Annotated in this window: 25 protein-coding genes; 9 read left to right on the top strand and 16 right to left on the bottom strand. The window is 73.1% G+C overall.

The window, feature by feature from the left end:
• Positions 1 to 75 precede the first annotated feature (75 nt).
• Both AB0I67_RS19605 and AB0I67_RS19600 read left to right on the top strand, forming a co-directional pair.
• Complete coding sequence (locus tag AB0I67_RS19605; protein ID WP_357925229.1) at positions 76 to 1,431, top strand: glucose-6-phosphate dehydrogenase; 1,356 nt, start codon at positions 76 to 78, stop codon at positions 1,429 to 1,431.
• Between the two features lie 69 nt (positions 1,432 to 1,500).
• Entirely contained in the window at positions 1,501 to 2,451 is a 951-nt protein-coding gene (locus tag AB0I67_RS19600) for a sulfotransferase (protein ID WP_357925227.1), read from the top strand.
• 25 nt (positions 2,452 to 2,476) lie between these two features.
• Here AB0I67_RS19600 and AB0I67_RS19595 read toward each other — a convergent pair whose 3' ends face one another.
• From AB0I67_RS19595 to kdpA, 6 genes are all read right to left on the bottom strand, one after another.
• A complete protein-coding gene (locus AB0I67_RS19595) occupies positions 2,477 to 3,433 on the bottom strand; it encodes a hypothetical protein (RefSeq protein ID WP_357925224.1) in 957 nt (318 codons plus the stop codon).
• Between the two features lie 79 nt (positions 3,434 to 3,512).
• Complete coding sequence (locus AB0I67_RS19590) at positions 3,513 to 3,659, bottom strand: hypothetical protein (RefSeq protein WP_357925221.1); 147 nt, start codon at positions 3,657 to 3,659, stop codon at positions 3,513 to 3,515.
• Positions 3,650 to 4,651 carry a magnesium and cobalt transport protein CorA gene (locus AB0I67_RS19585; protein ID WP_357925218.1) on the bottom strand — a complete coding sequence of 334 codons (1,002 nt, stop codon included), beginning with the start codon at positions 4,649 to 4,651 and terminating at the stop codon, positions 3,650 to 3,652. Before AB0I67_RS19585 ends, AB0I67_RS19590 begins: the two co-directional genes overlap by 10 nt.
• A gap of 37 nt (positions 4,652 to 4,688) precedes the next feature.
• Positions 4,689 to 5,540: a potassium-transporting ATPase subunit C gene (locus AB0I67_RS19580; protein WP_357925215.1), complete on the bottom strand. Its 852-nt coding sequence runs from the start codon at positions 5,538 to 5,540 to the stop codon at positions 4,689 to 4,691.
• Positions 5,540 to 7,600: a potassium-transporting ATPase subunit KdpB gene (kdpB, locus tag AB0I67_RS19575; RefSeq protein ID WP_357925213.1), complete on the bottom strand. Its 2,061-nt coding sequence runs from the start codon at positions 7,598 to 7,600 to the stop codon at positions 5,540 to 5,542. The genes AB0I67_RS19580 and kdpB overlap by 1 nt, the downstream gene beginning before the upstream one ends.
• Positions 7,600 to 9,246, bottom strand: coding sequence for a potassium-transporting ATPase subunit KdpA (kdpA, locus tag AB0I67_RS19570; RefSeq protein WP_357925211.1), 1,647 nt, complete (start codon positions 9,244 to 9,246; stop codon positions 7,600 to 7,602). Before kdpA ends, kdpB begins: the two co-directional genes overlap by 1 nt.
• Between kdpA and AB0I67_RS19565 the strand changes: the two genes are divergently transcribed.
• The 3 genes from AB0I67_RS19565 to AB0I67_RS19555 all read left to right on the top strand — a co-directional run bounded on the left by AB0I67_RS19565 (position 9,230) and on the right by AB0I67_RS19555 (position 13,280).
• On the top strand, positions 9,230 to 9,487 hold the full coding sequence (locus AB0I67_RS19565) for a hypothetical protein (protein WP_357925209.1): 258 nt from the start codon (positions 9,230 to 9,232) through the stop codon (positions 9,485 to 9,487). The genes kdpA and AB0I67_RS19565 overlap by 17 nt on opposite strands.
• A 151-nt stretch (positions 9,488 to 9,638) precedes the next feature.
• The gene (locus AB0I67_RS19560) at positions 9,639 to 12,398 is read left to right on the top strand and encodes an AAA family ATPase (protein ID WP_357925207.1); all 2,760 of its coding nucleotides are present in this window, start codon (positions 9,639 to 9,641) and stop codon (positions 12,396 to 12,398) included.
• A 3-nt stretch (positions 12,399 to 12,401) separates the two neighbouring features.
• Positions 12,402 to 13,280, top strand: a complete 879-nt coding sequence (locus AB0I67_RS19555) for an alpha/beta fold hydrolase (RefSeq protein ID WP_357925204.1) — start codon at positions 12,402 to 12,404, stop codon at positions 13,278 to 13,280.
• On the opposite strand, the gene AB0I67_RS19550 is transcribed toward AB0I67_RS19555, so the two are convergent.
• Positions 13,261 to 14,427, bottom strand: coding sequence for a WYL domain-containing protein (locus AB0I67_RS19550; protein ID WP_357925201.1), 1,167 nt, complete (start codon positions 14,425 to 14,427; stop codon positions 13,261 to 13,263). The genes AB0I67_RS19555 and AB0I67_RS19550 overlap by 20 nt on opposite strands.
• Before the next feature lie 102 nt (positions 14,428 to 14,529).
• Here AB0I67_RS19550 and AB0I67_RS19545 point away from each other — a divergent pair, with 102 nt between their 5' ends.
• From AB0I67_RS19545 to AB0I67_RS19535, 3 genes are all read left to right on the top strand, one after another.
• Positions 14,530 to 14,952 (top strand): VOC family protein, encoded by a 423-nt coding sequence (locus AB0I67_RS19545; protein WP_357925198.1) that lies wholly within the window; start codon positions 14,530 to 14,532, stop codon positions 14,950 to 14,952.
• A 104-nt stretch (positions 14,953 to 15,056) separates the two neighbouring features.
• Positions 15,057 to 15,239 (top strand): hypothetical protein, encoded by a 183-nt coding sequence (locus tag AB0I67_RS19540; RefSeq protein WP_357925195.1) that lies wholly within the window; start codon positions 15,057 to 15,059, stop codon positions 15,237 to 15,239.
• 252 nt (positions 15,240 to 15,491) lie between these two features.
• Entirely contained in the window at positions 15,492 to 15,869 is a 378-nt protein-coding gene (locus AB0I67_RS19535; RefSeq protein WP_357925193.1) for a hypothetical protein, read from the top strand.
• Here AB0I67_RS19535 and AB0I67_RS19530 read toward each other — a convergent pair.
• The 7 genes from AB0I67_RS19530 to AB0I67_RS19500 form a co-directional block, all read right to left on the bottom strand.
• A complete protein-coding gene (locus tag AB0I67_RS19530; RefSeq protein WP_357925191.1) occupies positions 15,866 to 17,446 on the bottom strand; it encodes a fused response regulator/phosphatase in 1,581 nt (526 codons plus the stop codon). The two genes, AB0I67_RS19535 and AB0I67_RS19530, sit on opposite strands and share 4 nt — an antisense overlap.
• Positions 17,439 to 19,109, bottom strand: coding sequence for an ATP-binding protein (locus tag AB0I67_RS19525; RefSeq protein ID WP_357925188.1), 1,671 nt, complete (start codon positions 19,107 to 19,109; stop codon positions 17,439 to 17,441). The genes AB0I67_RS19530 and AB0I67_RS19525 overlap by 8 nt, the downstream gene beginning before the upstream one ends.
• Positions 19,106 to 20,137 (bottom strand): ATP-binding protein, encoded by a 1,032-nt coding sequence (locus AB0I67_RS19520; RefSeq protein WP_357925185.1) that lies wholly within the window; start codon positions 20,135 to 20,137, stop codon positions 19,106 to 19,108. Before AB0I67_RS19520 ends, AB0I67_RS19525 begins: the two co-directional genes overlap by 4 nt.
• Positions 20,125 to 20,526 (bottom strand): anti-sigma regulatory factor, encoded by a 402-nt coding sequence (locus AB0I67_RS19515; RefSeq protein ID WP_357925183.1) that lies wholly within the window; start codon positions 20,524 to 20,526, stop codon positions 20,125 to 20,127. Before AB0I67_RS19515 ends, AB0I67_RS19520 begins: the two co-directional genes overlap by 13 nt.
• The gene (locus AB0I67_RS19510) at positions 20,523 to 20,894 is read right to left on the bottom strand and encodes an STAS domain-containing protein (protein WP_357925181.1); all 372 of its coding nucleotides are present in this window, start codon (positions 20,892 to 20,894) and stop codon (positions 20,523 to 20,525) included. The genes AB0I67_RS19515 and AB0I67_RS19510 overlap by 4 nt, the downstream gene beginning before the upstream one ends.
• Positions 20,894 to 21,757 carry an STAS domain-containing protein gene (locus tag AB0I67_RS19505; RefSeq protein WP_357925178.1) on the bottom strand — a complete coding sequence of 288 codons (864 nt, stop codon included), beginning with the start codon at positions 21,755 to 21,757 and terminating at the stop codon, positions 20,894 to 20,896. The genes AB0I67_RS19510 and AB0I67_RS19505 overlap by 1 nt, the downstream gene beginning before the upstream one ends.
• 66 nt (positions 21,758 to 21,823) lie before the next feature.
• Positions 21,824 to 22,231 (bottom strand): STAS domain-containing protein, encoded by a 408-nt coding sequence (locus AB0I67_RS19500; RefSeq protein WP_357925175.1) that lies wholly within the window; start codon positions 22,229 to 22,231, stop codon positions 21,824 to 21,826.
• Between the two features lie 167 nt (positions 22,232 to 22,398).
• Here AB0I67_RS19500 and AB0I67_RS19495 point away from each other — a divergent pair, with 167 nt between their 5' ends.
• Positions 22,399 to 23,055, top strand: a complete 657-nt coding sequence (locus tag AB0I67_RS19495) for a hypothetical protein (RefSeq protein WP_357925172.1) — start codon at positions 22,399 to 22,401, stop codon at positions 23,053 to 23,055.
• Here the strand turns inward: AB0I67_RS19495 and AB0I67_RS19490 are convergent.
• The gene (locus tag AB0I67_RS19490; RefSeq protein ID WP_357925169.1) at positions 23,037 to 23,489 is read right to left on the bottom strand and encodes a GNAT family N-acetyltransferase; all 453 of its coding nucleotides are present in this window, start codon (positions 23,487 to 23,489) and stop codon (positions 23,037 to 23,039) included. The two genes, AB0I67_RS19495 and AB0I67_RS19490, sit on opposite strands and share 19 nt — an antisense overlap.
• Positions 23,486 to 24,877, bottom strand: coding sequence for an MFS transporter (locus AB0I67_RS19485; protein WP_357925166.1), 1,392 nt, complete (start codon positions 24,875 to 24,877; stop codon positions 23,486 to 23,488). Before AB0I67_RS19485 ends, AB0I67_RS19490 begins: the two co-directional genes overlap by 4 nt.
• Between the last annotated feature and the right edge of the window lie 55 nt (positions 24,878 to 24,932).

The following is a 24,932-nucleotide window of genomic DNA, read 5'->3' as shown; positions in this document are numbered from 1 at the left end:
CGGGATCTTTACCGAGGCGGCAGATCTCGCTTAACCCCCGCTGGAAAGGGACCCGACGGGAGAGGAGCCGACCACATGACCACCACCGAAGCGGCGGGAGCCCTCGTCCTGTTCGGCGTCACCGGGGATCTGGCCAGGAAGAGCCTGCTGCCCGCGCTCTACCGGCTGGTCGCCGACGAGCGCCTGTCCGTGCCGGTCGTCGGCGTCGTGCGCGGCGACTGGACCCCCGAGAAGGTACGGCGGCGCGCCCGCGAGGCGATCTCCGCGCACGGGCGGCTGGACGAGGAGGTGTTCGCCAGGTTCGCCGAGCTGCTGCGGGTGGCCCACGTGGACTACGCCGAGCCGGACTCCTTCGCCGACATCGCCGAGCAGACCGAGGGGCTGGGCTTCCTGGCCCATTACCTGGCCGTCCCGCCGGCGCTCTTCGCCACCGTCGCGGCGAACCTGGCCCACGTGGGACTCAACGACCACGCGCGCCTGGTGGTGGAGAAGCCGTTCGGCCACGACCTGGCCTCCGCCCGCGCGCTGCAGGCCGAGCTGACCCGGTCCTTCCCCGAGGAGCGGCTGCGCCGGGTCGACCACTTCCTGGGCAAGGACGTGATCGAGGACCTGCTGGTGTTCCGCTTCGCCAACACGCTGCTGAGCGCCACCCTGGCCCGGCCGCACGTGCGCAGCGTGCAGATCACCATGGCCGAGGACTTCGACGTGGGCGAGCGCGGCTCCTTCTACGACGAGGTGGGCGCGCTCCAGGACGTGGTGCAGAACCATTTGCTGCAGACGCTGGCCTTCCTCGTCATGGAGCGGCCCGAGGGCGAGGAGCCGGAGGCGATGCTGGCGGCGAAGGCGGCGGCGCTGAAGGCGGTGCGTGCCGTACCGGCCGGGGACTACGTGCGCGGGCAGTACGCCGGCTACCTCGACGTGGCGGGGGTCGAGCCCGGCTCGGTCACCGAGACCTACGCGGCGCTGCGGCTGTACGTCGGCACCGACCGCTGGGACGGCGTGCCGTTCACCATCCGGGCGGGCAAGGCCATGGCCGCCACCACCCTGGAGATCGTCGTGGAGCTGCATCCGGCGGACGCGGCGGACCCCAACCTGGTGCGCTTCCGGCTGTCGCCCGATCCGGGCGTCACCTTCGACCTGCTGGCCAAGAGCGCGCGCCGGGCCGAGCCCGACCACGTGGCGGCCCGCGTCGACTTCACCTGCCTGTCGGGTGACGACGTGCGGGCCTACGAGCGGGTGCTGGCCGACGCCGTCTCGGGCGACCCGCGGCGGTTCGCCCGCATGGACCAGGTCGAGGAGTGCTGGCGGATCGTCGCCGACCTGCTGGACCCGGCCGGCGAGCCGGTGGTCTACCGGCCGGGTGGCTGGGGCCCGGAGGAGGCCGACCGGCTCACGCTGGACGGGCACTGGTTCCCGCTGGAGAACGGCTGACCCGCGGGGCCTTGCAATATCCAACAGATTTGGTAGGAAAAGGAGGAATCAAGAGAAGGGAAGCCCTGCATGCCCCTGCCCGACTTCCTCGTCATCGGCGCGCCCAAAACCGGGACGACCGCCCTGCACGCGGCGCTCCAGGGCCACCCGGAGCTGTACCTGTCGGCCGTGAAGGAGCCCAAGCACTTCCTCACCGACGGCCGCCCGCCGGCCGGCGCCGGACCGGGGGACGCCCGGACCTCGCGCGAGCACGTCTGGCGGCGCGCCGACTACGAGGCGCTGTTCGCCGCCGCGCCCGCCGGGACTTTACGCGGCGAGTCGACGCCGTTCTACCTCTACGACCGGGCCGCCCAGCGGCGCATCCACGCGGCCGTCCCGCACGCCCGGCTGATCGCCGTGCTGCGCGACCCGGTCGAGCGCGCGCACTCCAACTGGGCGCACCTGTGGTCGGCGGGCCTCGAACCCCTGGACGACGTGGTGCGGGCCTGCGCCGAGGAGGACCGGCGGATCGCCGCCGGGTGGGCGCACTTCTGGCACTACGTCCGGCTCGGCCGCTACGGCGAGCAACTGGCGCACCTGTACACGCTCTTCCCGCGCGAGCAGGTGCTGACCTTCCGCTACCGCGACCTGCTCGACCACCCGGCCGACACCCTGGACCGCATCTGCTCCTTCCTGGACGTACGGCCCGGCCTGATCTCCGCGCTGCCCAGGGAGAACGTGACCGCCCAGCCCACGGCGACGCCGTTCCACGCGCTGCTGTCGGCGGTGCGCCGCCGGCTGTCCGGTGGGCTCGGCTCCCGGCTGCAGGACCGTCTGCAGCGGCCCGGTCAGGCGCGGATCCCGCTCACCTGGGAGCAGCGGCAGCGGCTCATCCCCCACTTCGCCGCCGACATCGAGCTGCTCCAGGACGTCACCGGCGAGGACTTCGGCGACTGGCTGCGGCCCCGCGAGCGCTCCGGCGGCCAGGTCGGGCCGCGCCCGCCGGGCCAGCGCCAGGCCAGGAACGGGCGGCCGGCGTGACTCCGGCCCGCCCGCACCACGGGCCTCAGTGCAGCTCGGTCCGCAACTCGTGGGCGCCGTCGGGCCGGGTGTACTCGTAGTACAGCCGGGTGCCGCCGCCGGGCAGGTCCACGAGATCGACGTAGCGCAGCCCGCCGCCGCCGTGCGCGGAGGTCGCGGCCGGGGCGGCGCCCATCGGGCTGAGCGCGGCCGGGTCGCGACCCCAGGCGAGCCCGGTGCGCTCCTCGTAGTTCTCCGCCGCGCTGGCCCGGCCGTCGTAGAAGGCGAGCACCTGCTCGCCGGCGAAGCGGACGGCCGACACGCGCGTGCCGCGGGCGTCCCAGGAGCCCGGCCGCCCGCTCAGCGCGGTGCCGTGCCAGGCCCACTCCAGGCCGTCCTCGCTGGTGGCGTAGTCGGTGACCATCCGGTCGGCCTCGTCGGGATCGGCCAGCGGGTGGACCGAGGCCCACAGGTGCCACCGGCCGCCCCGGTGGACGATCACCGGGTCCTTGACCCCGGTCTTGGGGTCGCCGGGCAGGACGGTCGTGCGGGTGCGCGGGTCGAAGCCGGCCGGGTCGGCGGCCTCCAGCACCTCCACCCGCCAGTGCTTGGTCCCCGGCGTGGCGCAGCTCAGGTAGAGCCGCCAGCGACCCTCGGGGGTGCGGACGAGCGCGGGCCGCTCCAGCGACTCGGCGGCCATCTGCTCGCGGGCGATGGTCGTCACCGGCTGGAAGCGCTCGCCGTCGGCCGAGCGGGCGACCACGATGGCGTAGCCGCGGCCCGCCCCCACGGGCCGGCGCAGCCGGTAGGCCAGGTAGATCTGCCCGTCGGCGGCGACGGCGCTGGGCGCGCCGGCCCAGTACCCCTCGCCGGTCCGGGGTGGTTCGATCGCCACAACGGATCTGTCCGGGGCGGGGAGCAACGCGTCGATGTCGGAAGACACGTCGGTAGGCACGTCGGTAGGCACGTCGGTAGGCACGTCGGTAGGCACGTCGGTAGGCATGGATGCGACGGTAGAAGCCTTGCTCGTTCCGCGCACGCGGACTCACCTGCCCTTGTCAATTCATGCAATCCCTATTTACTTAAAGGGTAATAGACGCGGCGGCGGCGCTCTGCGGATCCAGCAGGATCAGCACGGTCAGCAGGACGATCCAGGCGACGACCGCGGCCAGCAGCAGCCGGCTGACCGACGGCCGGCGGCGGAAGAACGGCGGCGGCTTCACAGCCACCCGCTCTTGCGCAGCAGCCGGTGCACGATGATCACGGCCACCACCATGACCCCGAGGCTGAGCGGATAACCGAGCAGCCAGTGCAGCTCGGGCATGTAGTCGAAGTTCATTCCGTAAATCCCGGCGATCATCGTGGGGACGGCGATCAGCGCCGCCCAGGAGGAGATCTTGCGCATGTCGGCGTTCTGCTGCATCGCCGCCGCGCTCTGCTCGCGTCCCACCAGGGCCAGGTGGGCGCTGAGCGCGCTGGTCAGCAACTCGTTGTGCTCGTCGACCCGGGCGTCCACCCGCAGCAGATGGTCGAGGACGTCGCGGAACTGCTCCCGGCTCGCGGTGCACTGCTCCACCCGGCCCTTGACGATCTCCTCCAGCACCGGGATCAGCGGGTCCTGCGCGGTCCTGAACTCCAGCACCTCCCGTTTGAGCGAGTAGATGTCGGCGGTGACGTCGTCCTGCTCACCGCTGAACACCCGCTGCTCCAGGGCGATGAGGTCGTTCTCCACCTCGTGCGCGATGCGCCCGTAGGTGTCGACGACCTCGTCGCAGATGGCGTAGAGCACCCCGGCGGGGCCGGCGGCCAGCAGCTCGGGGTCGGACTCGATGCGCCGCCGTACCCCGCCCAGCGGGTTGGCCTTGCCGTGCCGGACGCTGAGCACGAAGTCGCGGCCCAGGAAGAGGTTGATCTCGCCGACCTCGATGTCGGAGCTCTCCTCCACGTACAGCAGCGGCTTCAGCACGATGAACAGGGTGTCGTCGTACCGTTCGAGCTTGGGCCGCTGGTGGGCGTGGATGGCGTCCTCCACCGCCAGCGGGTGGAGGCTGATCTCGCTGGTGATCAGGTCGAACTCCTCCTGCGTCGGCTCGTGCAGGCCGATCCACAGGAAGCACTCGCCCCGGCTTCGGGCGGCGGCGAAGGCATCGCTGATGTCGCCGTCGATCGTGTGCCGAACGCCGTCGCAGTAGATCGCTTTGTCGACAATCACGTCGGGCATTCTCCCCCATCCGGGACGGTGCTCAGGACCGCGTCGCTCACCCCCGGTCGAGCGCGAGGTTGAGTTCCAGCACGTTGACCGCGGGCCGGCCCATGAAACCCAGCGCCCGGCCGGTGGTGTGCTCGCCGATCAGGTCCCGGACCCGGCCGGCGGCCAGGCCGCGTTCCCGGGCCACCCGCGGGGCCTGGAGCTCGGCGTAGGCCACGGAGATGTGCGGGTCCAGGCCCGAGCCGCTCGCCGTCACCGCGTCGGCCGGTACGGCAGGCGTCCCGGCCGTCCCCCTGACCGGCACGGTACGGCCGGCGGTGTAGTCCTCGCCGGGCCGGCCGCACTCGACCCGGACGCCCTGGTAGACGGCGAGGAACGGCTGGGCCGGGCAGGCCTGGTTGACGCTGACCGCGCGCACCGGCGTGCCCACCGCGGGGAAGACCTTCAGCACCGCGCCCACGCCGTCCGGCGTGCAGTACGGCCTGGCCCCGCTTACGCCCTCCAGCTCGCCGACCGCCTTGGACCGGGCGCAGACCCGGGTGAGCAGCGACTGCCGCCCCTCCTGCCCCGCCGCCGGCAGGGTGTCCAGCACGTCCTCGGGGCCGAGGTTGCTCGCGGCGCTGGCGAGCGGGTCGTAGCCGTCGCCGGCGGCCGAGGGCCGCGACTGGAAGTACTTCCCGATCGGCACGCCGGCGGCGTCGGTGAAGCTCTGGCCGATGAGCGCGCTGCCCACCACCCGGCCGTCCTTCTCGACCAGCGAGCCGCCGGCCTTGGCGGGCAGCACCGCCTGGGCGACGCCGGTGGTGACCAGCGGGTAGGCGACGCCGAGCACGGCGGTGAGCACGGCGAGCGCCCGCAGCGCGGCCAGGTGCTGGCGGATCCAACTGGGCAGACGTTCCATCACACGATCCCCGAGATGAGCAGGTCGATGAGCTTGATGCCGAGGAACGGCGCCACGACGCCGCCCAGGCCGTACAGGGTGAGGTTGCGAGACAGCAGCCTGGCCGCGCTGGAGGGCCGGTAACGCACGCCGCGCAGCGCCAGCGGGATGAGCGCGACGATCACCAGGGCGTTGAAGATCACCGCGGACAGGATCGCCGATTGGGGCGAGGCCAGGCGCATGAGGTTGAGCGCGTCCAGGCCCGGGTAGACCGCGGCGAACATGGCCGGGATGATCGCGAAGTACTTGGCGATGTCGTTGGCGATGGAGAAGGTGGTCAGCGCGCCCCGGGTGATGAGGAGCTGCTTGCCGATCTCCACGATCTCGATCAGCTTGGTGGGGTCGGAGTCGAGGTCGACCATGTTGCCGGCTTCCTTGGCGGCGCTCGTGCCGGTGTTCATGGCGACGCCGACGTCCGACTGCGCCAGCGCCGGGGCGTCGTTGGTGCCGTCGCCGGTCATCGCGACCAGCCGGCCGCCCTCCTGCTCCTTCCTGATCAGCGCGAGCTTGTCCTCGGGGGTGGCCTCGGCCAGGAAGTCGTCCACGCCCGCCTCGGCGGCGATGGCCTGCGCGGTCAGCGGGTTGTCGCCGGTGACCATGACGGTGCGGATGCCCATCCGGCGCATCTCGGCGAAGCGTTCGCGCATGCCCGGCTTGACCACGTCCTTGAGGTGCACGACGCCCAGGACGCGGCCCTTCTCGGCCACCACCAGCGGGGTCCCGCCGGCCGCCGAGATGCCGTCGACCAGGGTGCTCACCTCGGCGGACGGCAGGCCGCCCTGCTCGCGCACCCAGGCCAGGACCGCCGAGGCCGCGCCCTTGCGGATCTGCCGGCCTCCGGCGTCCACGCCGGACATCCGGGTCTGGGCGGTGAAGGGCACCCACTCGGCGCCCTGCGGCTCGGGCTCGCGCAGGCCGTACCGCTCCTCGGCGAAGGCGACGATGGACCGGCCCTCCGGCGTCTCGTCGGCCAGCGACGAGAGCTGGGCCGCCGAGGCCAGCTCCCGCTCGCCGACCCCGCCGACCGGCACGAACGCGCCGGCCTGGCGGTTGCCGAGGGTGATGGTGCCGGTCTTGTCCAGCAGCAGCGTGCTGACGTCCCCGGCGGCCTCCACCGCGCGGCCGGACATCGCCAGGACGTTCCGCTGGACCAGGCGGTCCATGCCGGCGATGCCGATCGCGCTGAGCAGCGCGCCGATCGTCGTCGGGATGAGGCAGACCAGCAGCGAGACCAGCACGATCCCGCTCACCCCGTCGCCGGTCAGCGCCAGGGAGTCGGCGATGCCGGGGTTCTCGGCCTTGGCGTGGACGGCGAACGGCTGCATGGTGATCGTCGCGACCAGGAAGATGATCGTGAGCGCCGCGAGCAGGATGTTGAGCGCGATCTCGTTCGGCGTCTTCTGCCGGTCGGCCCCCTCGACCAGGGCGATCATCCGGTCGATGAACGACTCGCCGGGCTTCTGGGTGATCCGCACGACGATGCGGTCCGACAGCACCCGGGTGCCGCCGGTCACCGCCGAGCGGTCGCCGCCGGACTCGCGGATGACCGGGGCCGACTCGCCGGTGATCGCCGACTCGTCCACGCTGGCGATGCCCTCGATCACGTCGCCGTCGCCGGGGACGATCTCCCCCGCCTCGACCACCACCTCGTCGCCCTGCCGCAGCTCGGCGGCGGCGACCAGCTCGCCGGAGACCCGGCGGGCGGTGGTGTCGCGCTTGGTGGCGCGCAGCGTCGCCGCCTGGGCCTTGCCACGGCCCTCGGCGACCGCCTCGGCCAGGTTGGCGAAGAGCACGGTCAGCCAGAGCCAGGCCACGATCGCCCAGGCGAACACGCCCGGCTCCAGCACCGCGAGGACGGTGGTGAAGACCGCGCCGGCCTCGACGACCAGCATCACCGGGTTGCGCCAGAGCGTGGCCGGGTTGAGCTTCCTGACCGCGCCGGGGAGCGCGGCGACCAGTTGCCTGGGGTCGAGCAGGCCGCCCCCGACCTTGCGGGGGGCGTCGACCGGGTGCGCGGTCATCAGAACAGTCCTTCTGCGATGGGTCCCAGCGCCAGCGCCGGGAGGAAGGTGAGCGCGACCAGGACGACGGTGACCCCGGCCACCAGGCCGACGAACTGCGGCCGGTGCGTCGGCAGCGTGCCCGCCGACTCCGGTACGGGGGTCTGCCTGGCCAGCGAGCCGGCCAGCGCCAGCACGAAGATGATCGGCAGGAAGCGGCCCAGCGCCATGCAGAGGCCGAGCGCCACGTCGTACCACGGGGTGTTGACGGTGACACCGCCGAAGGCCGAGCCGTTGTTGTTGGAGGCGCTGGTGAAGGCGTAGAGGATCTCGGAGAAGCCGTGCGGGCCGTCGTTCAGCATGGCGGCGAGGCCGGCCTGGTTGCCCATCGCGACCGCGGTGCCGGTCAGCACCAGCACCGGGGTGACCAGGAAGTACAGCGAGGCCAGCTTGATCTCGCGGGCACCGATCTTCTTGCCGAGGTACTCGGGGGTGCGGCCGACCATGAGGCCGGCGACGAACACGGTGATCACCGCGAGGATCAGCATCCCGTACAGGCCCGCGCCGGCGCCGCCCGGCGCGACCTCGCCCAGCATCATGTTGACCAGCGTCATCATGCCGCCGAACGGGGTGTAGGAGTCGTGGAAGGAGTTCACCGCGCCGGTGCTGGTGAGCGTGGTCGCCGCGGCGAAGGTGGCCGAGTCGGCCACGCCGAAGCGCACCTCCTTGCCCTCCATCGCCGCGCCCGCCGCCTGCGGGACGGTCGCGCCGCCCTGGAGCTCGAAGACGTTGACGAGCGTCATCGACGTCAGGGCCAGCACGGACATCACCGCGAGGATGGCGTAGCCCTGGCGGACCTGGCCGACCATCCGGCCGAAGGTGCGGGTCAGGCAGATCGGGATGAGCAGGATCAGGAAGATCTCGAACCAGTTGGTCCAGCTCGTGGCGTTCTCGAAGGGGTGGGCGGAGTTGGCGTTGTAGAAACCGCCGCCGTTGGTGCCCAGCACCTTGATCGCCTCCTGGCCGGCCACCGGGCCTCCGGTCAGGTGCTGCGTGCCGCCGGCCAGGCCGGTGATCTCCTGCGGGCCGGCGAGGTTCTGGACCACCCCGCCGGCGACCAGGACCAGCGCGCCCACGAAGGCGATCGGCAGCAGGATGCGCAGCGTGCCGCGCACCAGGTCCACCCAGAAGTTGCCGATGGTGTCGCTGCCCCGGCGGGCGAACCCGCGCACCAGCGCCACGGCCACCCCCAGGCCCACGGCGGCGGAGACGAAGTTCTGTACGGCCAGCGCCGCCATCTGGGTCAGGTGGCCCATGGTGGACTCGCCGGAGTAGGCCTGCCAGTTCGTGTTCGTCACGAAGCTGACCGCGGTGTTCCAGGCGACGTGGTCGGGGACCGGGGCCATGCCCAGGCTCAGCCACAGCTTGTCCTGGAGGCGTTGCATGCCGTACACGAACAGGACCGACAACACGGAGAAGGCCAGCAGGCTGCGGGCGTAGGCGCCCCACCGCTGCTCGCCGTCCGGCTCCACGCCCAGCAGGCGGTAGAGGCCGCGTTCGACCCTGCTGTGCCGGGGGGTGGTGTAGACGCGGTGCATGTGGTCGCCCAGCGGCCGGTAGACCAGGCCCAGGGCGACGACCAGGGAGACGATGAAGATCCAGCCCATGTCAGAACCGCTCCGGGAACAACAGGGCTGCCACCATGAAGACCACCATGACGACGGCGGCCGCCAGACCGATGGCGTTGACGGCGCTCACAGCCGCTCCACCGCCTTCACCACGAACCCGAAGACCACGAAGATCGCGATCGTCAGGGCGACGAAGATGACGTCACCCATCCGTACTCCTCAACTCGATTCCGCCACCACCGGGACCGGTGGCTGCGGGATCAGCAAACCGCCGTTTTGAGGGGATTTGGCCGTTCTTGACGACCTTCATACGGATGGCCGCCCAATATTGACGCCCTCCCTACGACCCCCGGTCCCGCCCGGCCCGCGCGCCCGCTCCAGCCAGGCCGCAGGGCGATCTCGGCCACAAAGTCCCCGTAAGGTGGGTTTCTGTGCTGTACGGCAGAACCGCGGAACTCAGCGCCCTGACCGAGCTGATCACCCGCGCACGCGACGGCTCCGGCGGGGCGCTGGTCCTGCGCGGCGAGGCGGGCACGGGCAAGACCGCCCTGCTCGACGCGGCGACCGCACAAGCCGGAACGATGCGGGTGCTGCGGACGACCGGGGTGGAGTCGGAGTCCGACCTGACCTTCGCGGTGCTGCACCAGCTGGTGTGGCCGGTGTCCCCCCTGCTCGACGCCCTGCCCGCCCCGCAACGACAAGCCGTCCAGGCAGCCCTCGGCCAGGCGGACGGCGGCGGCGACCGATTCCTGCTGGGCGCAGGCGTGCTGTCCCTCCTGGTCGAGGCCGCAGCGCCGGACGGGCTGCTCTGCGTGGTGGACGACTTCCAATGGGCCGACCGAGCCTCGGCCGACGCGCTGCTGTTCGCCGCCCGGCGGCTGAGCACCGAACGGATCGCCCTGCTGCTCGCCGTACGGGAAGACCTGCCGCAGCGAAACCGGCCCCCGACCCAGCACGGCCATCCGGCCGCACCGGTGACGGTGGAGGTGCGCGGGCTGCCCGAGCCGGCGGCGGCCGAACTGCTGGAGGCCCGCCACGGAGCCCTGGCCGCCTCGGTGAAACGGGAGCTCATCGAGCTGACCGGCGGCAACCCGCTCGCCCTGGACGAACTGGCCGCCCGCCTGACCCCCGGCCAGCTCGCCGGCCGGCACCCCCTGCCCGACCCGCTGCCCGGAGGCGCGCGGCTGTTCGGCGACCAGGTGGCCGCGCTGTCGGCCGAGGCCCGGCGGGTCGCCCTGGTCGCCGCCCTGGAGACCGACCTCACCGTGGTCCTGCGCGCCACCGCCCACCTGGCCGGACCCGGTACGGCGGCGCCGACCGGCCGGTCCGAGACCGATGAGCGCGGGCTGGCGGAGCTTGAGGCGGGCGGGCTGGTGGAGGTGGCCGACGGTGGGGTGCGGTTCCGGCACCCGCTGGTACGGGCCGCGGTTCTGGAGGGGACGGCACCGGCTGAGGTGCGACGGGCGCGGGGCGTGCTGGCGGAGCTGACCACGGGTGAGCGGCGGGCGTGGCATCTGGCCGGGTCCGCGCTGGGCCAGTCCGAGCCGGTGGCGGCGGCCCTGGCCGAGGCGGCGGGACGGGCACGGGAGCGAGGCGGGTACGGCGCCGCCGCGACGGCCCTGGCCAGGGCGGCGGAGCTGACGCCGGATCCACGCACGCGTGCCGTACGGCTGAAGGACGCCGCGGTGACGGCCTGGCTGGGCGGCCGGCCCGGCCAGGCCGAGTCGCTGCTGGCCGAGGCCCGGGAACGGGCCGGCGGCGACCCCGCGCTCACGATGGAGATCGCCCAGCTCAGGGGCAGGTTCGAGCTGAACTCCGGCAACGCCGCCGAAGCGGTGCGGATCCTGGCGGCGGGCGACACCCTGGACATGCTGGCCGACGCCATGGAGGCGGCCTCGTACGTGGGCGACACGGCGTCCATGATCGAGCTGGGCCGCCGGGCGGCTGCCCACCCCGAGGGGTTCCTGCGGGACGCGGTGGCCGGGGTCGGCCTGACGCTGGCCGGTGAGACGGCGGGCCCCGGGCTGCTGCGCCGGGCACTGGCCGGCGTGGACGAGCTGGAGGACGCGGCCGGTCACCTGTGGGCGACGGCGGCGGCGAGCGCGCTGGGCGAGGCGGATCTGGCCACCGAGCTGGCCGGACGGGCCGGGCAGGTGGCGCGGGTGTCCGGGATGACCGGGCAGTTGCCGGTGGTGCTGGAATTCGTGGCGACCGCGGACCGGCTCGCCGGGCGGCTGGCGCGCAGCCAGGCCGTGTCGGAGGAGGGCCTGGCCCTGGCCCGGGAGGCGGGGTACACGAACACGGTGGCCGCGCACCTGGCCAACCTGGCGGTGCTGGCGGCGCTCCGGGGCGAGGAGGAGGCGTGCGAGCGGCTGGCCCGTGAGGCGCTGGCGATCGCTCTGCCGCACCGGGTGGGGCTGCGGGTGGGGGTGGCGGCGTACGCGCGGGCGATGCTGGACCTGTGCCTGGGCCGGTATGCGGCGGCGTACGACCGGTTCCAGGCCATCGCGGCGGCCGGGCCGGGGGCGGGGCACTGGTCGGTGGCGTGGCGGACCACGCCGGACCGCATCGAGGCCGCGGTGGGCGCGGGGGACGAGGCCGGGGCGCGGGCGGCGCTGGAAGCGTACGAGCGCTCGAGCGCCCACGCGGCGACCGCCGAGTCCCGCGCCCTCCTGGCCCGCTGCCGCGCCCTGACCGGAACCGGCCACGCCGAGGGTCCCAGCGAGCCCCAGGTCGCCGGGGAGTCGGGCTTCCGCGAGGCGTTGCGCCTGCACACCAACCCGTTCGAGGCGGCCAGGACCGCGCTGCTGCTGGGCGAGCGGTTGCGGCGCGCGCAGCGGCCGGGTGAGGCACGGGCGCATCTGCGGCAGGCGTGGGAGACGTTCGAGCAGGCAGGAGCCCTGCCGTGGGCCCGCCGCGCCCAGGAGGAGCTGCGAGCGGCCGGAGAGAGCGGCAGCGCTCCCCCGCCGAGCCTGCTGGAGGCGCTCACCCCGCAGGAGTCGCGCATCGCGGGCCTGGTCGCGGACGGGTTGTCGAGCAAGGAGATCGCCGCCCAGCTCTTCCTGAGCCCGCGCACGGTCGAGTACCACCTGTACAAGATCTATCCCAAGCTGGGCATCGGCTCCCGTACGGAACTGGCGCGGCTAGTAGTTCTACTGAAGGCACCGGTAGCCGGGACGGGCATGCTCTGACTCATGCAAAACATCGCCATCTGGAGTGAAGAGTTCGGCGCCGCCACGGACGAGCCGATCCTGTTGATCATGGGTTCGATGTCGCAGGGCATCCTGTGGCCGGACGAGCTGGTCGGGCGGCTGACCGCCGGGGGCCGCCGAGTGATCCGGTACGACCACCGCGACACCGGCCGGTCGGACACCGTGGACTTCGCGGCGCAGCCGTACACCTGGGAGGACATCAAGAACGACGTCTACCGCGTGATGGACGCGCACGGCCTGGACAGCGCGCATCTGGTGGGGCATTCGGCGGGCGGGCTGCTCGCCCAGCTCATCGCGGTGGAGGCGCCGGAGCGGGTGCGGTCGCTGACCGTCATCGCCGCCTCGCCGCTGGGCGGGGGTGAGGGCCAGGTGCTCCTGCGGGCGCTGACCGGGCAGCCGCAGCCGGAGGGCAGCCTGCCGGAGCCGTCGGCGGAGTTCGTGGACTTCTTCCGCGCGCTGATGGCCGCGCCCCCGGCGGAGGATCGGCGGGGGGTGATCGACGGCATGATCGCCGAGCAGCGGGTGCTGCACGGGACCGGGTTGCCGTTCGACGAGGACGCGGCCCGGCGGCTGCAGGAGCGGGTCTTCGACCGGGCGCGGGACCTGTCCGCGGTGGCCAACCACCGGCTCGCGGCCGCGGCCGGGCCGGACTTCGAGCCGGTGGGGGTGCTGGACCGGGTGAAGGCGCCCACGCTGGTCATCGAGGGCAGCCACGAGCCGGTCAAGCCCGGGCACGGGGCGATCATCGCCGAGCGGATCCCCGGGGCGCGGCTGCTGATCGTGGACGGGATGGGGCACACCCTTCCGGCGGAGACCCACCGGGAACTGGCCGACGCCATCCTCACCCACACGGCCGGGTGACTCCCCCGCTCACCCGGCCGGGTGGACCCCCCTCTCCCTCCACGTCCACCTGAGCGGCAGGGGTGGGCGAGGTGGCGGAAGGGTCCGCGTGGGCGGCGGGGGTGGGCGAGGCGGCGGAAGGGTCCGCGTGGGCGGCGGGGATGGCCGAGGTGACGGAAGGGTCCACCTGAGCGGCGGGGGTGGGCGAGGCGGCGGAGGGGTCCGGCCGGGTGGCGCGGGTGTAGCGGGCGGCCAGGGTGGTGAAGGCGGCGGCGAGGGCGGGCGGGCCGATCACCTCGATCTCGGCGTCGAAGCGCCCGAGCGCCGCCGCCAGCCCGGTCCACGACCAGGAGCCGAGGACGAGCCGGCACCGCCCCGGCCCGAGCTCCTCCACGATCCCGTCCCCGGCGAAGGGGGCGACCTCGGCGGCGGGCCGGTGCAGGACGACCTCCCCCAGGCAGGGCCAGGCGGCCGTCGTGCCGTCGGTGCCGCGGAACCGCCCCCGCAGGAACGCCGCAACGTCCCCGCCAGGCAGTTCACGCGGCTCGAAGCGCGGCCCGGTGGGGACGCGCGGCCGCACCCGGTCGGCCCGGAAGACCCGCCAGTCCTCCCGGTCGAGGTCCCAGGCCACCAGGTACCACCGCCCCCGCCAGGTCACCAGGTGGTGCGGCTGCACCCGGCGCCCCACGTCGAGCTCCGGCGCGTAGGCGAAGCGCAGCTCCTCCCGAGCGTGGATGACCCGGCTCAGCTCCAGCAGCAGCTCCGGATCAGGACCGCCCACCGCCCCCACCGCCGTGACCTGCAGCAGGTCGATCCGGTGGCGCAGCCGCGGCGGCATCACCTGCCGGACGGTGGCCAGGGCCCGGGCGGCGTCCTCGGCGACGGCGGTGCCCGCCCCCACGGCGCTCTGCAGGGCGACCGCCAGCGCGACGGCCTGGCGGTCGTCGAACAGCATCGGCGGCAGCCGGTTGCCCGCGTCCAGGCGGTAACCCCCGGCCGGTCCCTTGACGGTCGTGATCAGGTAACCCAGCTCCCGCAGGCGGTCGATGTCGCGGCGCACGGTCCGGGCGGTGACGTCGAGCCGCCCGGCCAGGTCCTCGCCCGGCCAGTCCCGGTGCGTCTGCAGCAGCGAGAGCAGGGCGAGCAGCCGGGCGGAGGTCTTCTGCATGTCGTCCATTGTGCGCGCAGTACAGGACAGAACCTGTCCGCTACCTCCGGCATCGTGGCGGACGAGCCGCCCGGCTCGACCGTTCGAGGCAAGGAACAGATCATGTCCGTCAAGACCACCACCCACCTGAACTTCCGGGGCGACGCCCGCGAGGCGCTCGCCTTCTACCAGTCCGTCTTCGGCGGGCACCTGGTGGCCGTCACCTACAAGGACGCCGGCGCCGTGCAGGAGGAGAGCGAGGCGGACTGGGTGATGTGGGGCGAGGTGTCGGCCCCCGGCGGCTTCCACGTCATGGCCTACGACGTGCCGTCGTCGCTGGGGTGGCACCAGGGCGAGCGGCCGTTCTTCGTCTCCGTGCGCGGCGACGACCCCGAGGAGATCCGGGCCCTGTGGGCCGGGCTCGCGCAGGGCTCGGCCGTGGTCCGGCCGCTGGAGCCGGCCCCGTGGGCCCCGCTGTACGGCATGCTGACCGACCGGTTCGGCGTGACGTGGGTCCTGGATGTGGCGGCGCCGTACCAGGGCTAGAGCGGGGCGGGCCGTCCACCCGGGGCGGTGGACGGCCACCCCGCCAGCGAATGTCTACTTTGTCATTACTTGCCGGTTACGCCGAGCCGCCTAGCGTGGATGTCATGGCTATCTGGCGCTCTCCCGACGGGACCGAGGTCGAGGCGATCGTGCTCGACGACCGGCCGACGCTGCGCGTCACCAGACGGTACGGCGAGCGCACCGTCGTGGTCGGCTACTGCGCGGACGTGATGGACCTCGCCGGTCTCGGCGTGGACGTCGGCGCGCTCGCCGAGGTGCCCGCCTGACGCGCCTGGCCGCGGCTTGCCGTACCCCTGCTGACCTGGGTATTGGCGTGATCGCCCGCACATATCCGTTGATCCCGCTACCGTCATGGGCTGTGCGGGAGGTGATCCGTCCTCAAGGCGGCTGACCTTCGCCCCCCGCCGGCCCGCCCTCCCTCCCGGGCCGGACCCGTCACGCCCTGCGCATGACCCAGCACGCCATGCGGCCGAGACCGGCCGCCGTGAGGCTCCCGGACGGGGGCTCAGGAGGTAGAGATGTCGGAACAGACCCGAGACCGGAACAGCTCCGGCCCGCTCGCGCCGGAGCAGCGGGAGCAGGCGCGCGAGATCGTCACCAGGCACCTCGACGCCCGGGTACGGCTGGCCGAGTCGGTCCTGGCCGCCGCCCAGCAGGACCTGCAGGCGCGGCACACCGAACGGCAGCAGTGGATCGGGCTCCAGGTGCTGAGCGCCCCGATCGCCCGGGAGATCGAGGCCGCGGCGAGCGACGCCTACACCGGCGCGGCGCTCGACGTGATCCACGACAACGGCGGGACCAGCGAGGCCGCGCGCCGGCTGCGGGAGGAGCACCGGCTGCTGCAGGCCTACCTGCACAGCGAGGGGCTCACGGCCGGCCGTACCCCGCCGGGCTAGCGGCGCCGGAACACCACCAGGGCGACGTCGTCCTCCCTGGCGCCGAAGCTCTCGATCAGCCGGTCGGCGAACTCCTCCAGGTCGGGCCCGATCGTCTCCGCGCTCTTGCGCGCCACCTCCAGGCTCTCCTCCAGCGGCACGCCGCGGTCCTCGACCAGCCCGTCGGTGAACATCAGCAGCACGCCGCCGGGCGGGATGTGCACCTCGTCGACCCGGTAGGTCTCGTGGGTGACGCCGAGCAGCAGGTTGCCGAAGGCGTGGTAGCGGGGGTGGCCGCCGGGCTCGACCAGCACGGGCGGGATGTGCCCGGCGTTGGCGACCAGAGTGCGGCCGGTGGCCGGCTCGGTCAGCACCAGGCAGACGGTGGCGGTCATCCGCGGGTGGTAGCGGCGCAGCACGTCGTTGAGCAGCGCCAGCGACTCCCCCAGATCGACCCGCCCGAGCAGCGAGGCGCGCAGCGCGTGCCGCAGCTCCGCCATCACGGTGGCGGCGCGCAGCGAGTGGCCCTGCACGTCGCCGATCGCGACCAGCACCCGCTCGCCGAGTTCGAGGACCTCGTAGAAGTCGCCGCCGACCTCGACGTTGTCCAGCGCGGGCCGGTAGCGCCAGCCGAGGTCCAGGCCGTCGACCTCGGGCACGCGCGCCGGCAGCAGGCTGCGCTGCAGGGTGAGCGCGATGGCGTGCTCCTCGGCGTAGGAGCGCAGCGAGTCCACGGCGAGCGCGACCGCCTGGCCGATCTGGCGCAGGATGACGCGCTCGTCCTCGTCGAGGTCGGGATCGGGGTCGACGCCCAGGCAGATGGCCGGCCGGCCGCTCTTGGAGCGCGACAGCACCGCGACGATGTCGCGTTGCGCGATGGTGTCGGGGGCGACCCGCGACCATTCCTTGATCGGGATGAGGTGCAGCTTCGTGCCGGGCCTGTCTTCGAGCACCTGCTCGGCGAGCTGTTCGAGGGCGCCGGGCGGCACGCTGCGCGCGGTCACCTCGCCGGTCGCGGGGTCGGCGGTGAAGCGGCGGGTGCGCCCGTCGGCCGGTACGGCCAGCGCCCCCGCGCGTCGGTCGAGGATGCGGCCCGCCCCGGCCACGGCGGTGGCCAGCAACGCGTCGAAGCTCTCGGCCGCGTTGAGCGCGAGGGTCAGGTCGGTGAGCGCGCTCAGCCGCCGGGCCAGCCGGTCGGACCGCTGCCGCGCCCGGTAGTAACGCAGGGTCGCCTCGACCGTGGCGGCGAACTCGTCCGGCTCGACCGGCTCGGCGAGGTAGCCGTCGGCGCCGCGGTGCAGGCCGAGTGCCCGGTCGGCCGCGGTGACGGCCGCGCCGGAGATCTGGATCACCGGGATGGCCGAGGTGGCCGGATCGGCCTTGATCCGCTCGCACACCTCGTAGCCCGACAGATCGGGCAGCCGCACGTCGAGCACGACCAGGTCGGGGCGGACCGAGCGCACCTTCTCCAGCGCTTCGAGCCCCCCGGTCGCCTCGACCACGTGGTGCCCGGCCCGGCGCAACCAGCTCGACAGGATGTACAGCTTGGTCGGGGTGTCGTCCACGACCAGCACGGTCGCCTGCCCGCCGTCAGCCATCGGCCCTCCCCAGCGCCTGCCGTACCGCGCCGAGCAGCGCGTCACGGCGGAGCCCGTGCTTGGCCAGCACGACGCGCGCGCCGGCCGGGTGGTGGTGCGAGGCCGCGGCGGTGATGATGATCACCGGGATGTCCCGCAGCCGCTCGTCCTCGGCCATGCGCTGGATCAGCGCGGCCCCGCCCATGACCGGCATCAGCAGGTCGAGCAGCGCGAGATCCGGCGGGTCGGCGGCCATGGCGGCCAGCGCCGCGGGGCCGTCGGCCGCCTCGTCGATGCGCTCGGCGAACCCGGTCAGCATCCGGCGCACCCCCGAGCGGAAGTTGTCGTCGTCGTCGGCCAGCAGCACCCGCCCCACGACCGGCACGTCGGACGGCTGGTGCGGCAGCCGCAGCGTCGCCGTCGTGCCCTCGCCCTCCCGGCTGCTCAGCCGCAGGGTGCCGCCCATCGCCTCGGCCAGTCTCCTGGCGTACGGCAGGCCGAGCCCCGTGCCCTTGGCGCGGAGCTGCGCCGGGCCGGGCACCTGGTAGAACTCCTCGAAGACCCGCTCCAGGTGCTCGGCGGGGATGCCGATGCCGGTGTCGCGCACGGTGAAGACCAGCTCGCTGGCCGCCTCGTCGGGCCGGACGGTCAGCTCGACCTCGCCGCGCTCGGTGAACTTCAGGCTGTTGGCCAGCAGGTTGCGCAGGATCCTGGTGAGCATCGCCTCGTCGGCCACCAGCCGGGGCGACGGCTCGGGCACCTGGACCGCCAGCGTGACCTGCTCGGCGCCCGAGGTGGGCAGGAGCGTCAGGTGCAGCCGTTCGACCAGCGCGACCACGTCCACCTCGCCCGGCTGCGGGTCCAGCCGGCCCGACTCGGCCTTGGCCATGTCCAGGAGCTCGCTGACCAGCGCCAGCAGCGTCTCGGCCGAGGAGCCGATGAGCTCGATCTGGTGGAGTTGTTCGCCGGCCAGCGGCTCGCCGCCGGGGCCGGTCAGCAGCCGCACCAGGCCGATGATGGAGTTGAGCGGGGTGCGCAGCTCGTGGCTGACGGTCGCCCAGAAGCGGTCCTTGGCGTCGCTGGCCTCGCGCAGCTGCGTGGACTTCTCGTCCAGCTCGGCGTAGAGCGCGACCACGCCGCGGTTGGTCTCCTCCAGCTCGGCCGAGAGCTGGTTGTACAGCGCCATCACCCCGCGGTTGGTCTCCTCCAGCTCGCCGTTGAGCTGGCGGACCTCCTCCAGGGTGCTGGCCAGGTCGCGGTTCTGCTGGCGCAGCTCGTCCAGCGCGCTGGCGGGGGTCAGGTCGTCGATCCTGGCCCTGATCTCCTCGGCGCTCAAGGCTCCCGTCCCTCCTGTCAGCCGCTTGCGCAGGACGATGCGGCCGTCGGTGGCCTCGACCGTGTCCATCAGCCGTCCGGCCATCGTCACGCCCTCGGCGGGGCGGTAGCCGTACCCCGGGGTGAACTCCAGCGAGACGGCCAGGTCCGCCCCGTCCAGGAGGAAGCGGACGGTGACGCCGCGGACCGCGGCGACGATCTCGCGGCCGACCTCGCTGAGCGCGGTGGCGACGCGGATCTGGTCCTGCTCGGACATGCCGGTCGCGGCGGCCACCTCGCGGCCCACCCGGCGCACGGCGAAGACGTCCTGGTCGTCGGCGACCAGGAGGCGGCCCAGTTCGGCGCTCACGCCGCCGCCACGGGCGAAGCGGCGCGCAGCACCGCGACACAGGCGTCGTCGCGCCGGGTACCGGCCTCGCGCAGCAGGGTGGCGGCGACGACGGCCGGGGCGCGGGCGGTCACGCCGCGCATCCCGGACAGGTCCCAGCGCTCGGACAGGCCGTCGGAGTGCAGCACGACCAGGCTCTGCGGGCTCACCGCGTAGTCGTACTCGCGCAGCGTGCGGCTGTGGTGCCCCGCGATGCCCGGCACCGAGATCATGCCCTGGCGGCCGTCGGAGCGGACCACCCAGCCGGAGATGTTGCCCAGCCCGGCGTACCGCACCGTGCCGGCCACCCGGTCGAGCCTCGCCACGGCGACCGCGCCGCCCCGCGTGCCGGCCAGCGCGCGGTGCACGCGCCGCAGCGTCTCCGCCGGGGAGCTGCCGAACGGGTCGCCGTCCACGAAGGCGCGCACGGCCTGGCGGGAGGCGTTGGCCGCCGGCTCGCCGTGGCCGAGACCGTCACACATCATGATCACCGCGAGCTCGGGCGAGTCGGCGCAGGCGAAGGCGTCGCCGGAGACGACCTCCTCGCCGATCGGCCGGGTCAGGCCGCTCACCCGCAGCGGCGGGGTCGGCACGTCGGCCTTGGTGAAGCACATGGCCAGGACCGTTCCCCGGCCGGGCATCGAGTGCACCTCGTGGGCGCTGGCCATCCTGGCGATGCCGCCCAGCCCGACGCCGAGCGTGCCGGCGGTGGAGTAGCCGTCGCGCAGCGCGCGGTTGAGGTCCTGGATGCCGGGGCCGCGATCCAGCGCGATCACCTCGACCGCCTCCACGCTCTCGGGGTGGACGCGGATCAGCATGCCGCCCTCGACCGCGTGCTTGATCAGGTTGGAGGCGGCCTCGGTGACCGCCAGGGCGACCCGGCCGCTGTCGTGCTCGTCGAAACCGGCCGCCTCGGCCAGCGCCGTGGCCCGGCGGCGGGCGGCGCCGATGGCGCTGGAGTCCTCGATCGCGGTCCAGACGTCGTCCCTGGACCTGATCACCTCGCCCACTTGATCACCGTCACGCGGGTGCCCGCCCCGGGCTTCGACTCCAGGTCGAACTCGTCGACCAGGCGCCGCGAGCCGCTCAGGCCGAGGCCGAGGCCGCCGCCGGTGGTCCAGCCGTCGGTGAGGGCCAGCTCCAGATCGGGGATGCCCGGCCCCTCGTCGGTGAAGGTGAGTTTCAGGCCGTCGCGCAGGCCGTTGCTGACGACCTCGATGCGTGCCCGGCCGCCCCCGGCGTACACCAGGGCGTTCCTGGCCAGCTCGCTCGCGGCGGTGACCAGCTTGGTCTGGTCCACCAGGGAAAGGCCCACCCCCTGCGCGCGGGTGCGGACCTCCTGGCGCACCAGCACGACATCGCTGTTGCCGGCGATGGGCAGTTCTACCGCGTCGCTCACCGGCGCACCGCGGGGGCGCCGCGTCCGTCGAGCAGCGCGACGCCCTTCTCCAGGTTGAGCGCCGTGCGCACGCCGCCGAGCGAGAGGCCGAGCTCGACCAGCGTGATGGCGACCGCCGGGCGCATGCCGACGACGATGGTCTCGGCGTCGAGCATGCGGGAGATGGAGGCGATGGTGGCCAGCATGCGGCCGATGAAGGAGTCGACGATCTCCACGGCGGTGATGTCGATGATCACGCCGCGGGCGCCGTGCGTGACGACGGCGTCGGCCAGGTCCTCCTGCAGGGCCAGCACGCTCTGGTCCTGCAGGTCGATCTGGATGGAGACGATCAGGATGTCGCCGAGCTTGAGAATGGGGACGCGGTCCATCAGGCGTGTTCCGTCCCGACGACCACGCGGCGTGACCCGCTGCCGGTGATCTCCACCCCGCTCTGCCGCAGCGCGTGGGCGAGCGCGTCGGACAGCGACGCCTTGGTGACGATGTCGCCGAACTCGATGCCGAGGGTGACGATGGTGTGGGCGATCTGCGGCCGGATGCCGGAGATGACGCACTCGGCGCCCATCAGCCGGGCGGCGACCACGGTCTTCAGCAGGTGCTGGGCGACCTGGGTGTCCACGGCGGGCACGCCGGTGATGTCGATCACCGCGTGCTCGGAGCCGGTGTCGACCAGCGCCTGGAGCAGCTTCTCCATGACGACCTGGGTGCGGGCGGAGTCGAGCGTGCCGACCAGCGGCACCGCCAGGATGCCCTCCCACAGCTTGACGACCGGGGTGGACAGCTCCAGGAGCTGCTCGGCCTGGTCGGCGATGATCTTCTCGCGGGCGGTGGCGAAGGTCTCGAAGGTGAGCAGCCCGAGGTCGTCCACGATCTTGGAGAACCAGATGAAGCCGCGCAGCGTCGCGAAGTCGCCGCCGTCGGCCACCGACTCGTACACCGCTTCCTTGAGGCTGAAGACGACCACGGCGGTCTCGCTCGGGGTGAACCCCTCGCGCGCCCGCGACCTGGACAGCTCGGCCAGCAGGCCGCGCAGTTCGGTGGCGTCCCCGCCGTCGGCCAGCGAGCGCAGCAGCGCCTGGTAGATCTCCCGCAGGCGTACGGCAAGCGCTCCCGGGTTCTCGTGGGCGCCCGCGGCGGAGGCGGCCAGCTCGGTCCAGCGCTTGAAGATGATCTCCTCGCGCTCGCGCAGCAGCGCTTCGACGCGAGGCCGGTCGGCATCCCCTCGGAGGGTCAAGGTGTGCTCCCATACGTGGTCAAAAGGTGTATCTGCTTGTCAGGCTACCGGTCACCCGGCACGGTCTCAGGTCGGGAACGGCCCGGCCGCCTGAAGCGCCTGCTCCAGCGTGGGATGCACGTCGAAGTGGCGCAGCGCGCCGGTGATCTCCATGAGATGCGCCGGCCGGGGCTGGAGGGCGGCCAGGTGGAGGCTGCCCCGCGTGCCGCCCTGGCCGCGCAGGTGGATCAGCAGGCCGAGGCCGCTGCTGTCCAGGAAGGACAGCCCGCCCAGGTCGAGCACCAGGGCCCGGCCGGGGTCGGGGTGGTGTTCGGCGACATACCGTTCCAGCATGGCCACGTTGGTGGCGTCGAGCTCACCGGAGACGGTGATCAGCGTGCCCTGCAGCAGGCTGACGCTCATCAGCGACAGCGGGGTCGGCACGACCCGGCTACCGGCGTCCGGGTGATCGGACAGCACGGCCGAGGCATCCATCGTCGAGCCCTCACTTATCCGACACCTGAAGGTGAATACCTGAATACCGCTTCATCATACGTGGCCCGCGAGGGTTCGACGATCGAAGTGCGGGCATCGAGTGCCCTCAGATCGCCCCTTCATGCACGGTGGCGGACATCGGCGGCGGACACTAACGTCTGGTGGCTATGAGAACGCTCCGGCAGGTGGCGACCGCGGCTCTGCTCACGCTCGGCGCGGGCGCGTGCTCCCTGGTCGAGGGCGTGGCCGCCCCGGCCGGCACCGCCGCGCCGAGCAGCCCGGCTCCCAGCTTCCCACCCGCCGTGACGTTCACCGACGTCGCGCAGGGCTGCGAGCTCCTCGACCCGGAGACCCTCGCCAAGTACGCCCCCGGGGCGGACTGCCGCCCGGACCCCGAGGACGACCGGAGGACCCAGAACGAGCACCAGGTGCCCATCCTCCAGCGCGGCCCCCGCTGGGCGCCGGGCGGCGGCCCGCCCGAGGGCGAGTTCAGCGGGGTCATCGACGTCCATCTGAAGGTCAACCAGGACACCTTCACCGAGTTCAAGGAGAACGCCCACCGGTCGGTCTCCGGCGGGGCACTCATCGACGGCGAACCGGTCGCGGGCGTCGGCGACGAGGCCGCCCTCTACTACGCCATCGGCGACGGGCAGGGGTACAACCTCGACCGCACCACAGGGATCATGGTCTCGCGCTGGGGCAACGCCACGCTGCGGGTCATCTATTGGCACTACAAGGCCAAGAGCGACCGCAACCCCTCCGAGCGGCAGATGCGCAAGGCCCTCACCGCGATCACCCGCGACGTCTACGACGACCTGAGCTGATCGGCCGTCGCCAGCCGGCAGATGGTCTTGGTGGTGAGGGTGGCGCCGATGCGCGCGTAGAAGCGTTGCGCGGCCACGTTCGCCTGGGCGACCTCCCAGCGGATCACCAGACCTCCGGCCTCCTCGGCGACGGCCCGCATGAGCCGCTCGCCGACGCCGTGCCCCCGCTCTCCGTCGGCCACGTACAGGTCGTCCAGCGCGAGGTAGTCTCGGCCCGCCCACAGGCTCACCCGCCGGAGCCACGAGACGTACCCGACCGGCCTGCCGTCCCGCTCGGCGACGAGGTAGCCGACCTCGGGCCGGCCGAGGTAACCGGCAAGCCGGTCGACGGTCACCGTGACCGCCCAGCCCTCGTCCTGGTGCTCGGCGAGCGCGCGCATGAGCCCGTGCACCATGGCGGCGTCCTGGGGCGTGGCGCGGCGAATCGTGATCATCCCTGTCCCTTCGCGGTGGAGGTCCGGCGCGGCCGGGGTGGGGTGATCAGGGCGGCGATCACGATTCCGGCGCCCGCGGCGGCGGCCGCCACGGTGAACCCGCCGGTGAACCCGCTCAGCGTCGTCCCGGCCAGGCTCGCCGCCGCGACACTGGAGATCACCGCGGCGCCGGCCGAGGCGCCGAACTCGTGGAAGGTGCTCACGATCCCGGAGGCGATCCCCGCCTCGTGCGGCGCCACCTGACCGAGCGCGGTCGCCGAGGCGACCACGAACAGCGCCCCGGTCCCGGCCGCGGCCACCGAGACCCCGGCCACCACGCCGACCGGATGCATCCACACCGCCGGCACAGCCAGCCCGGCCGCCGCCACCGCCAGCCCCGCGACGGCCAGCACCCGCGCCCCCCACCGCCCGATCAACCGCCCGGTCAGGTTGGCGCCCACCATGGTGAGCACCGCCACCGGCAGGAACAGCACACCCGTGAGCAGCGCCCCGTAGCCGAGCGCCTGCTGGAAGTAGAACGTCCCCAGGAAGAACACCGCGATCATCAGCGCCGTCGCCATCAGGATGAGAAACGCCCCGGTCGCCACCGGCCGCCGCACCAGCAGCCGGACGTCCATCAGCGGCGACCGGGCCCGCCGCTGCCACACCACGAAGAGCACGTAACCCACGGCCGCGGCCAGGACCAGCCAGCCGGTGAGCGGCGTGACCCACCCGCCCTCCCCCGCGGCGATGAGCGCGTAGATCAGCGACGCGGAGGCCGCCGTCACCAGCACCGCGCCGAGGACGTCGAGCCGCGTCCCCGCAGCGGCCCAGGCCCGCTGCCTGGGCAGGAGTACGGCCAGCAGGACGGCGATCACCAGCCCGATGGGCACGTTGACGTAGAACACCCACGCCCAGCCCGGCCCTGCGGTGAGCAGGCCGCCGAGCAGCACCCCGAGGGCGGCCCCGCCACCGCCGAGCGCGGACCACACGCCCAGCGCCCGGTTGCGCTCCTCCCCCTCGAACAGCCCCACGACCAGCGACAGCGCCGCCGGCGAGAGCAGGGCCGCACCCACCCCCTGACCGATCCGGCCGCCGACCAGGGCGGGCGCGCTCTCGGCCAGGCCGGTGGCCAGCGAGGCCCCGGTGAAGATCAGGAGGCCGGCCAGCACGATCCAGCGGGCGCCTAGCAGGTCCGAGATCCGCCCGCCGAGCAGCATGAGGCCGCCGAAGGTGAGCGTGTAGGCGCTGACCGTCCAGGTCAGCGCCTCGCGGCTGAGGCCGAGGTCGGTCTCGATGTGCGGCAGCGCGAGGGCGACGACGGTGACGTCGAGGATCAGCATGAGCTGGGCCACGCCCAGCAGGCCGAGGATGCGCCAGCGCGCCGGGTGTGCCGTGGGTGGGGTCATCGGGTTCTCCAATCGGTTAACTCGTATGTCCATATACGAGCTTTGCCGTCACTAT

The organism is Nonomuraea sp. NPDC050310, from assembly GCF_040655795.1.
In the GTDB taxonomy this organism is placed as follows: domain Bacteria; phylum Actinomycetota; class Actinomycetes; order Streptosporangiales; family Streptosporangiaceae; genus Nonomuraea.
The sequence above is the reverse complement of the archived record's forward strand: the minus strand, read 5'-3'. Positions and strand labels throughout refer to the sequence as shown.

Coding starts and splice junctions, on each gene's coding strand:
- AB0I67_RS19605 (WP_357925229.1), top strand. CDS start 76: ATGACCACCACCGAAGCGGCGGGAGCCCTCGTCCTGTTCGGCGTCACC.
- AB0I67_RS19600 (WP_357925227.1), top strand. CDS start 1,501: ATGCCCCTGCCCGACTTCCTCGTCATCGGCGCGCCCAAAACCGGGACG.
- AB0I67_RS19595 (WP_357925224.1), bottom strand. CDS start 3,433: ATGCCTACCGACGTGCCTACCGACGTGCCTACCGACGTGCCTACCGAC.
- AB0I67_RS19585 (WP_357925218.1), bottom strand. CDS start 4,651: ATGCCCGACGTGATTGTCGACAAAGCGATCTACTGCGACGGCGTTCGG.
- AB0I67_RS19580 (WP_357925215.1), bottom strand. CDS start 5,540: ATGGAACGTCTGCCCAGTTGGATCCGCCAGCACCTGGCCGCGCTGCGG.
- kdpB (WP_357925213.1), bottom strand. CDS start 7,600: ATGACCGCGCACCCGGTCGACGCCCCCCGCAAGGTCGGGGGCGGCCTG.
- AB0I67_RS19565 (WP_357925209.1), top strand. CDS start 9,230: ATGAAGATCCAGCCCATGTCAGAACCGCTCCGGGAACAACAGGGCTGC.
- kdpA (WP_357925211.1), bottom strand. CDS start 9,246: ATGGGCTGGATCTTCATCGTCTCCCTGGTCGTCGCCCTGGGCCTGGTC.
- AB0I67_RS19555 (WP_357925204.1), top strand. CDS start 12,402: ATGCAAAACATCGCCATCTGGAGTGAAGAGTTCGGCGCCGCCACGGAC.
- AB0I67_RS19550 (WP_357925201.1), bottom strand. CDS start 14,427: ATGCAGAAGACCTCCGCCCGGCTGCTCGCCCTGCTCTCGCTGCTGCAG.
- AB0I67_RS19545 (WP_357925198.1), top strand. CDS start 14,530: ATGTCCGTCAAGACCACCACCCACCTGAACTTCCGGGGCGACGCCCGC.
- AB0I67_RS19540 (WP_357925195.1), top strand. CDS start 15,057: ATGGCTATCTGGCGCTCTCCCGACGGGACCGAGGTCGAGGCGATCGTG.
- AB0I67_RS19535 (WP_357925193.1), top strand. CDS start 15,492: ATGTCGGAACAGACCCGAGACCGGAACAGCTCCGGCCCGCTCGCGCCG.
- AB0I67_RS19530 (WP_357925191.1), bottom strand. CDS start 17,446: ATGGCTGACGGCGGGCAGGCGACCGTGCTGGTCGTGGACGACACCCCG.
- AB0I67_RS19510 (WP_357925181.1), bottom strand. CDS start 20,894: ATGGACCGCGTCCCCATTCTCAAGCTCGGCGACATCCTGATCGTCTCC.
- AB0I67_RS19500 (WP_357925175.1), bottom strand. CDS start 22,231: ATGGATGCCTCGGCCGTGCTGTCCGATCACCCGGACGCCGGTAGCCGG.
- AB0I67_RS19495 (WP_357925172.1), top strand. CDS start 22,399: ATGAGAACGCTCCGGCAGGTGGCGACCGCGGCTCTGCTCACGCTCGGC.
- AB0I67_RS19490 (WP_357925169.1), bottom strand. CDS start 23,489: ATGATCACGATTCGCCGCGCCACGCCCCAGGACGCCGCCATGGTGCAC.
- AB0I67_RS19485 (WP_357925166.1), bottom strand. CDS start 24,877: ATGACCCCACCCACGGCACACCCGGCGCGCTGGCGCATCCTCGGCCTG.